Source organism: Neobacillus paridis (assembly GCF_016765675.1).
Taxonomy (GTDB): Bacteria; Bacillota; Bacilli; order Bacillales; family Cytobacillaceae; genus Neobacillus; species Neobacillus paridis.
Genome location: NZ_JAESWB010000403.1, coordinates 1 through 8,575, shown reverse-complemented (window position 1 = coordinate 8,575; position 8,575 = coordinate 1). Strand labels below are relative to the sequence as shown.

The 8,575-nt window shown below is 40.7% G+C and carries 8 protein-coding genes and 1 riboswitch; of the genes, 6 read left to right on the top strand and 2 right to left on the bottom strand.

The window, feature by feature from the left end; genetic code table 11:
* Positions 1-179: 179 nt before the first annotated feature.
* A complete protein-coding gene (locus JK635_RS23695; RefSeq protein WP_202656416.1) occupies positions 180-737 on the bottom strand; it encodes a GNAT family N-acetyltransferase in 558 nt (185 codons plus the stop codon).
* A 139-nt stretch (positions 738-876) separates the two neighbouring features.
* Positions 877-984, top strand: a riboswitch (TPP riboswitch).
* 75 nt (positions 985-1,059) lie between these two features.
* Between JK635_RS23695 and thiT the strand changes: the two genes are divergently transcribed.
* The 6 genes from thiT (at position 1,060) to JK635_RS23665 (ending at position 7,019) form a co-directional block, all read left to right on the top strand.
* On the top strand, positions 1,060-1,644 hold the full coding sequence (gene thiT, locus JK635_RS23690; RefSeq protein ID WP_368857116.1) for an energy-coupled thiamine transporter ThiT: 585 nt from the start codon (positions 1,060-1,062) through the stop codon (positions 1,642-1,644).
* A gap of 149 nt (positions 1,645-1,793) precedes the next feature.
* Positions 1,794-2,018, top strand: coding sequence for a FeoA family protein (locus JK635_RS23685; protein ID WP_202656414.1), 225 nt, complete (start codon positions 1,794-1,796; stop codon positions 2,016-2,018).
* A complete protein-coding gene (gene feoB / locus JK635_RS23680; RefSeq protein WP_202656413.1) occupies positions 2,018-4,021 on the top strand; it encodes a ferrous iron transport protein B in 2,004 nt (667 codons plus the stop codon). Before JK635_RS23685 ends, feoB begins: the two co-directional genes overlap by 1 nt.
* A 20-nt stretch (positions 4,022-4,041) precedes the next feature.
* Positions 4,042-4,197 (top strand): FeoB-associated Cys-rich membrane protein, encoded by a 156-nt coding sequence (locus tag JK635_RS23675; protein WP_202656412.1) that lies wholly within the window; start codon positions 4,042-4,044, stop codon positions 4,195-4,197.
* A gap of 196 nt (positions 4,198-4,393) precedes the next feature.
* On the top strand, positions 4,394-4,852 hold the full coding sequence (locus tag JK635_RS23670) for a helix-turn-helix transcriptional regulator (RefSeq protein ID WP_202656411.1): 459 nt from the start codon (positions 4,394-4,396) through the stop codon (positions 4,850-4,852).
* 115 nt (positions 4,853-4,967) lie between these two features.
* Positions 4,968-7,019 carry a transglycosylase domain-containing protein gene (locus JK635_RS23665; protein ID WP_202656410.1) on the top strand — a complete coding sequence of 684 codons (2,052 nt, stop codon included), beginning with the start codon at positions 4,968-4,970 and terminating at the stop codon, positions 7,017-7,019.
* 597 nt (positions 7,020-7,616) lie between these two features.
* Here the strand turns inward: JK635_RS23665 and JK635_RS23660 are convergent.
* The gene (locus tag JK635_RS23660; protein ID WP_202656409.1) at positions 7,617-8,531 is read right to left on the bottom strand and encodes a nuclease-related domain-containing protein; all 915 of its coding nucleotides are present in this window, start codon (positions 8,529-8,531) and stop codon (positions 7,617-7,619) included.
* Between the last annotated feature and the right edge of the window lie 44 nt (positions 8,532-8,575).

Sequence of the window (8,575 nt, the reverse complement as noted above, 5' to 3'; positions counted from 1 at the left end):
TTTTTCATGTATTTAGCTTAGAACACTACCGCGCTTTCGCTTGGTGGCCCCTTCATTTGGTGAGCGATCTGACAATCCCTCACCAAATGAAGGGGTTAAATTTTGCCCACATTAATTTTACTCATACGGTTTTCTCGTGAAAAAACTGCCATTCGGGCAGCTGTTAAATGGAAATTGTATTAAATTAATCGAGGCATGGCGTTCCATTCCCGGGCAAGCATACTATACAATACTATATCATGGTAATATCCATTTAATAGTTCACCGTCTCTAATGGTTCCCTCCATGACAAAGCCGAGCCGCTCTGGAATTGCCCGGCTCTTTGTATTTTTTGCTCCACAGCGGATTTCGATCCGGTTTAAGCCTAATTCAAAATAGGCATAATTCAACAAGGCTTTAACAGAACGAGAAATTATTCCGTGGCCTTCCGCGTTTTTTACAAGATAATAGCCAAAACTGGCCATTTTGTTGTACCAGTCAATTTGATGGATCCCAATCGCCCCGACGAGTTCCCCCTTAAAGATAATTCCAAGATTGTAGGCGCTGTTTTCGGCAAATTGATTGAGCCAGAGAGTAGTTAGGCCCTCAATATCGAAAGGGGACTGAACGTTATCAACCCAAGGCAGCCACTCACGAAGATGAGCCCGATTCGCATCAATAAGCTGAAAAAGTTTCATGGCGTGATGCTGCTGCAAAACTTGCAATTCAATTTCATGATCGACTTTTAGTGTAAACATAGGCCATACTCCTAAAATTTTTACTACATAATATGAGGATGGATACCAAGAGTGCTTTTTTTTCTTAAAAACAGCAAAGCTTTTTTCTTGTATTTATCGGAGAACAGTTGTATAGTCGTTAGTGAAATTAAAATTACATATGTTCCACAAGGGGAGCTGCACCTGCGCGGCTGAGAGTGAACGTAAGAGTTCTAACCCTTCGAACCTGTTAGTTAACGCTAGCGTAGGGATGTGGTTTTTTGCCGGAAAAGAAAAGCAATGCGGACATTCCTTATGTTTGCATTGCTTTTTTTGTTGTGGAATACAAAGGGGAGAGTTGGAAGTGAACAAAAAAAGCAACATATTATTTATTTCAGAGGTGGCAGTATTTTCGGCATTGGCCTATTTACTGGACCTGTTTTGCGGGATTCTGTCTTTAAAAATCTGGCCTCAGGGTGGCTCGATCTCGATTGCCATGGTTCCAATTTTTATCATGGCTTATCGGTGGGGGATTAAAGGCGGCTTATTAACCGGGTTTATTCTTGGATTGTTACAATTTATATTGAGTTTTACCCAGATTTATCAAATCATTCAGGGAATTATCGATTATTTCATCGCCTTTACGGTTGTGGGTTTTGCTGGAGTGTTTGCCCGTCAAATTAAACTTGCTTTTGATAAAGGCAATCATCGGACTTGGGTTACTTATACCGTTTTTGGAGCATTTATCGGCAGCTTGCTGCGCTATATTGCTCATGTCATTTCTGGTGCCATATTTTTCGGAAACTATGCGCCAAAAGGTCAGCCGGTGATGATTTACTCGCTGTTATATAATGGAACGTACATGCTGCCAAGCTTCGTGATCAGCGCGATTATTGTTGTTCTAGTCATCAAAGCCTTACCCAAGAAAATGCTTATACAAGAAAACTAGAGTCGAAAAAATAGGAGAGTCATAGAACTTTCCTATTTTTTTCGTTTAATTGTCAAAAATTAATTATGACGGATGCAGAAAAAAGTGTTAAAATAACAACATAGAAAGAGAATCATTCTCATTTAACATAGATAGGGTGATCATCATTTATGAATCATTCATTTAAAGCAGGAGATAAAGGAAAAATAGTTGATCTTTCTCATGTAAGCCAGCTGGTACAAAGACGACTGTTGGATTTAGGTATTACTGAAGGCTCGGAAGTGTGTGTGAAATGTGTCATGCCATTCGGTGGACCGATCATGATTGAGTCATGCGGACAATGTATTGGTATCCGCCGCAAAGAAGCCATTCAGATGGAAGTGGTGAAAATATAATGGAAATCGCTCTTATTGGTAACCCAAATACCGGGAAAACATCATTGTTTAACAATTTAACAGGATCCTACGAGTATGTTGGCAACTGGAGCGGTGTCACAGTTGAAAAGAAAGTTGGCGTTTTTAAAAATACCCAAGGTCATTTAATTGATTTACCAGGGGTTTACACGCTAAACCCGCTGTCAAAGGATGAAGGCGTTGTTACTTCCTTCTTCTTAACAGAATCAGTTGACCGCTTACTAAATATATTAGATGCTTCTCAATTAGAACGGAATTTGCATTTAACACTGCAATTACTGGAATTCGAAAAACCCGTTCTTATTGGCCTTAATATGGTTGATGTGGCAAAAAAACGGGGAATTCAAATTAACTCGGCAAAGCTTTCGGCGTTTTTGGGGGTACCGGTTGTTCCGGTTGTCGCCAGAAACGGCAAGGGCTGTGACAAGCTGGTTGATGTCATATCGACGAAATCAATGAAGCCCGTTAAAAAGAACCTTGTTTATTATGGAAAAGAAGTAGAAGCAGCGATTGCGGCAATATCTGCTGTAATTGAAGGTAAAACAGAACATTCCCAGCGTTTTTTAGCGGTTCAATATTTGGAAGGCAATGAATATGTCAAAAATTATCTGCATCAAATTGCCGATGCTATGAAATTGAGTTCGATTCTTAGCAATCTGGAATCTGAACTGCAAAATCGCTATGATTGTAAATCACTGGCTAATTTTATCTATCTGAAGCGAAAAGAAACGATTGAAAAAATAGCCGCTGCGGTTGCTGTTAAAACCGACACGGTGATTCCCTTAACAGAGAAAATCGACAGTATTGTTACCAATAAATATTTGGGGATTCCGATTTTTCTATTGTTAATGTATTTGATGTTTATGCTGACGTTCGATTGGTTAGGAACACCATTATCAGATATGTTGGACGCTTTTTTAACGGGTCCGATTACCAATCTGTTCGAATCGGCCTTAACGGCGATTCATGCATCTGCTTTTATTCATGCGTTAATTATTGAAGGATTAGTTGCCGGTGTTGGCGGGGTACTGGTGTTTGTACCGCAAATTTTTATTTTGTTCTTCTTTATTTCATTATTGGAAGATTCCGGCTACATGGCCCGTGTTGCATTAGTGATGGACCGAATCATGGAATCAGTTGGTTTGAACGGTAAAGCCTTTATTCCGATGATCATTGGGTTTGGCTGTAATGTTCCGGGAATCATGGCGGCCAGAACGATTGAAACACCTAAGGAGCGGCTGTTAACCATCTTGCTGACTCCGTTAATGTCATGCTCAGCACGCCTTCCGGTGTATGCATTGTTTGTGGGTGGTTTTTTCGCCGGACATCGAGCACTTGTAGTTTTAAGCTTATATGTGCTAGGTATTGTGGTGGCTTTAACGTTGGCAAAAGTCTTTTCTTCCACCATTTTAAAGGCAGAAACATCTTTATTCGTCATTGAATTACCGCCATACCGTCTGCCACAGTTTCAGTCGCTTTGGCGCAGTACATGGGATAAAGGAAAAGGCTTTATCAGAAAGGCTGGGACCTTTATTTTTGCCGGATCTGTCTTTATCTGGTTATTATCATATGCCGGGCCTAATGGCTTGAATGTTGATATGGACCACAGTTTCCTTGCTGCCATTGGAGGAGTGATTGCTCCAATTCTAGCACCAATTGGCTTTGGCACCTGGCAGGCGGCTGCATCATTAATCACTGGCTTCCTTGCTAAGGAATCAATCATTTCGACAATGAATATTATTTATTTTGTTCCCAAAGATTCCAACTTACAAGGGCTGTTGGCAAATTATTATACACCCCTTGCTGCCTATAGTTTTATGGTCTTTATATTGTTGTATATTCCTTGTTTAGCAACAACAGCGACCATTTACAAAGAAACCGGGTCGAAAAAATGGACAGCTTTTGCCATCGGCTATGCCCTGGTTATTGCCTATGTGTTGGCATTTCTTATTTATCAGGGTGGTAAGCTGTTTGGGCTCGTTTAAATTAAAGGGGAGATGATCACATGATCGCGAGCATTATCATTGGAGCCGTTATTTTCGGCTATGCTGCTTGGGCTTTGGTAAAATTCATAAACAGATCCAAAAAAGGAAAATGCGCTGCCTGTGACCTAAGAAAGTCCTGTTCTGGCAGCTGTGCGCTCCCGTCAAAAGTTAAATAAATTGGCAAAAAAGGCTGTTATCATGTTGAAGGTAGCAGCCTTTTTGTGTAGTAAACAGTTTCCTTGTAGTCAATCCGTTATCCAGCCATCTAGAAATTGGGATGGAAGAATTCTTCATTGAACAAGCTGATTTACTTTTAAAAATCAAAAATATAGTGTAATATTTCACCATAAGTTATTGAAGGAAGGGTTTTAAATGAACAGAGATGATATTATCCAGCAGGTTTCCGAAAAACTGCGGTTAATTCGGACAGAAGCGGGTTATACGCAAGATAAAATGGCTGAAATCATTGGTGTTTCAAAGAAAACTCTCGTTCAAATTGAAAAAGGCAGAGTGCTTGCCAATTGGTCAACAGTGGTAGCCATATGTGCTCTTTTTCGTGAAACTGAGACGGTTCAATTTTTGTTTGGAAGTGAACCGCTTGAAGTAATCGAAACGGTCGCCAGGGAAGGAATTGACTATCGTAAATCCAAAACACTTGGCGGGCGTGTTTGGTGGAAGGTACTCAACAGGGATAATGGTTTTATCCTGCAACAGAATATCTTAAGTAAACATTTTCGGATATTAGATGAAAAAAACTATCGAATTTTCAGCAGTCTGGACGAAAACCAATCACAGCAGCGTTTTAAAGAACTAGCTCAGGGAAAAGATTAAAGAAGATGGGCATCTGCCTGTCTTTTTCTAATTTCGATGAACGGTCACAAAAGCAGCCAATTCTACGAAAATTATACGTGCTATTATTAAATGATCATACATCTTTGGAGGCACTATGAAAAAGCAAACAATCAGCAGTATGCTGGCAGGCTTACGAAAACAACATTTACTCCAAGTAATACTGCTGTTAATCTTAATTGTGATTTTGGCGTTTTTTGGATTACTATATTATTTTTCAAAGGATGCCGATATCTCCGGCTTAAAAAATGAACTCCCTCAGCCAACGGTATTTTATGATGTGAATGGGCAAGTTGCCAGTAAAATATCAGCTAATAAAAATGAAGGGGTTCCGATTCGAGATGTTCCTGCCTCGATGAGAAATGCTGTTGTTGCGATTGAGGATCATCGTTTCTATCACCATCATGGTGTGGATTTTATCGGGATGTCCAGGGCTTTGGTCCGTGATTTAAGAGCGGGGGAAATGGCTGAAGGCGGCAGCACAATTACGCAACAGCTAATCAAAAATACGCTGCTGACACCGCAAAAAACGCTGCGACGCAAATTTGAGGAAGTATTTTTAGCGTTGGCAGTGGAACGGGAATATTCCAAACAGGAAATTCTGCAAATGTATTTAAACCAAATATACTTTGGGAATGGTGCCTGGGGAATTAAGCAGGCTGCAGGGAAATATTTTGCCAAAGATGTGAAGGACTTGTCATTATCTGAGTCCGCTACACTGGCCGGATTGATTAAAGCCCCATCTGCCCTAAACCCTTATGAACATATGAAAAAAACAGTGGACAGACGGAATCTTGTCCTACTGCAAATGAAGGAGCAGGGATACATCACGAAGCAGCAATATAACAGAGCCATTCACGAAAAAATCGTGTTAAATGATAAGGGACCCGACCCGTTTCGCGGGAAATATCCTTATTATGTGGATGAGGTATTGTCTGAAGCTATTCACAAATATGGTTTGTCGCAAGATGAACTGCTCACCGGCGGTTATCACATTTATACTGAGCTCGATCCAGTTATGCAAACGGCGATGGAGGAGACGTATCAACGGGATGAATTATTTCCTGCTGGCAGCAGTGATAGGCTCATGCAAAGCGGCGGCGTTTTACTGGACCCGAAAACAGGCGGTGTAAGAGCTTTAGTCGGCGGCCGGGGAGAACATACTTTTAGAGGCTATAACCGTGCCACACAATTAACAGCACAGCCTGGCTCCTCCTTTAAACCTTTAGCCGTCTATACACCGGCACTTGAAGAAGGCTGGAAAATAACTGATATGGTAAAGGATGAACCGATCAGTTTTGGCAGCTATCAGCCGAGCAATTATGATCATCAATATGACGGTGAGGTGCCAATGTATGAAGCCGTGAAAGATTCAAAAAATGTTGCGGCAGTCTGGCTCTTAAATCAAATTGGCCTTGAAAAGGGGTTAGATGCGGTTAAACGTTTCGGCATTACCTTAGATAAACAAGACCAAAATTTAGCCGTTGCCCTTGGCGGCCTGCATAAAGGGGTTGCTCCAGTTGAGATGGCTGAGGCCTTTTCAGTTTTTCCAAACAACGGAATTCGTTTTAAGGCGCATGTGATTAGGAAAATTGTTGATGCAAATGGAACAGTTGTCGCGGAATGGAAGGGCAAAGGTACCCGGGTCACCACCAAGGCGGTTGCGGATAACATGACTACGATGCTTCTTGGCGTGGTTGAGGAGGGAACCGGGAAGGAAGCACAAATTTCTGGTCGCGAGACAGCTGGAAAAACGGGATCTACTCAAGTTCCAATTAAAGGGATTAATGGTTTGAAGGATCAATGGTTTGTCGGTTATACACCGCAGCTGGTCGGTGCCTTCTGGGTCGGGTATGATAAGACTGATGCCCAGCATTATATAACTTCATCCAGTGATAAGGGAGCAGCTGTTATTTTTTGCGAAGCAATGACCAAAGCGCTGCAAAATACTCCAATAGAAAGCTTCAACGTGCCCCATATCGCTCCCTTGATCGAAAAAAGAGAAAGGGAAAAAATCTTTGAGAACCTTCAAAAGAACTTCAACAATGAAGTTCAAAAATGGGAAGAAAAATGGAATAAACAAAAAGAAAAATGGAAAAAGAAGTGGAATAATAAGGGGAAAGGACATGGTTGGGGACGTGGACATTGACATGGCCCCGAAATAAACAGATGAATAGGGAAGAGCTCCTGAAAAGTGTACATGGTGAGCTTCAATGATCAGAAAAATGAAGACAAGTCCCTGAAAAGTGTACATGGCGGACTTCAATGGCCAGAAAAATGAGGAAAAGCCCCTGAAAAGTGCACATGGTGAGCTTCAATGACCAGAAAAATGAAGACAAGTCCCTGAAAAGTGTACATGGCGGACTTCAATGACCAGAAAAATGAGGAAAAGTCCCTGAAAAGTGAACATGGCGGGCTTCAATGACCAGAAAAATGGGGTAGAGCCCCCCGGAAAGTGAACATGGCGGGCTCCAATGACCAGAAAAATGGGGTAGAGCCCCCGGAAAGTGCACATGGCGAGCTTCAATGAACAGAATAACCAGGAGGAGCCCCCAAAAGTGCACATGGTCGTCTTGAATAAACGCGAACTGTGATGATAAAGTCAAATGTAGCGATTATACCCCGTCCTAAATCCAAACTCCATCTTAAGAATAATAGAAAGCCGCTCATCACTTATGAGCGGCCCAACTAATAATGAAACCACAGTTACTCCAACATTTTACGCAACCCATAACCTTAATATCTTTCAAACAAAAAAAGAATATCTCCCTTTTCCACATAATTGATAATTGTTCAAAAGAATCCTCATAATGGCTCTCCTTGATTTTATTACTTTGCACCAGTTATATATCTCAGTGGTGGTAATCTTTCTGTCGGGAAACAAAATTCTAAATTCCTCCACACTCCGTAAAACCGCAGAATCCACCTTTTCTATTAATCCACTTTTTGGACAAATTAATCTTTCCCTGCTAAGAGGCTTCATAAACGTCCAACAACAAGGGGAAATAACTCCTTTTTCCAACTGTTCAAAATCGTAACTAGGTAGTTGAGCAAAAGGATAGTCCCCAATATCCATTGAAATTAACAGGTCCGCCAGCTTTTCATGACCGCTATTTAATTTTGAAGGCATCTTATTTAAAGTTTTTATAAATCGATCCACTTGTGTTGGAAAAATAATCGAAGGGTTATGAGGAGCTTGATACATGGTGAACTCGGGGTTAATGTACACGAGAAATGGTTCAACATTGAAGCTAAACCCCAGTTGTTGGAGTAATTGACGGAAAAGGGTTTCACAGCGTTGCAGCTGGATATATGGATCTTTAATAATTTTTTCGGTTTTAATATGTTTAAGGTGTTTCCCTTCAAACTGATAATCGCTTTCGAAATTTTTGACGTCAATAAGGTAGATTAATTTTTGAAAAATAATAACTGTGTCAATTTGATAGAAAGTGTTATCTGTTTTCAGCAGCAAACCGTTAATAACTATGCAATTACTCACAAGTTTCTCAGTTAAAAGATCAAACTTTGTTTCACCCTCAAAACCTTTTTCCGCATTAAAGTAGTTCCTCCGGTCCTGATCTAATAATACCATTCGAGCATTAAGAAACCGCAATATCCTTAATTCTTTTGGTATTTGCCGTTTCTTTCTTAGTATAGGCATATTTTCACATCCTTTAAATTTTTTAAAACCCTATATCACTAGTG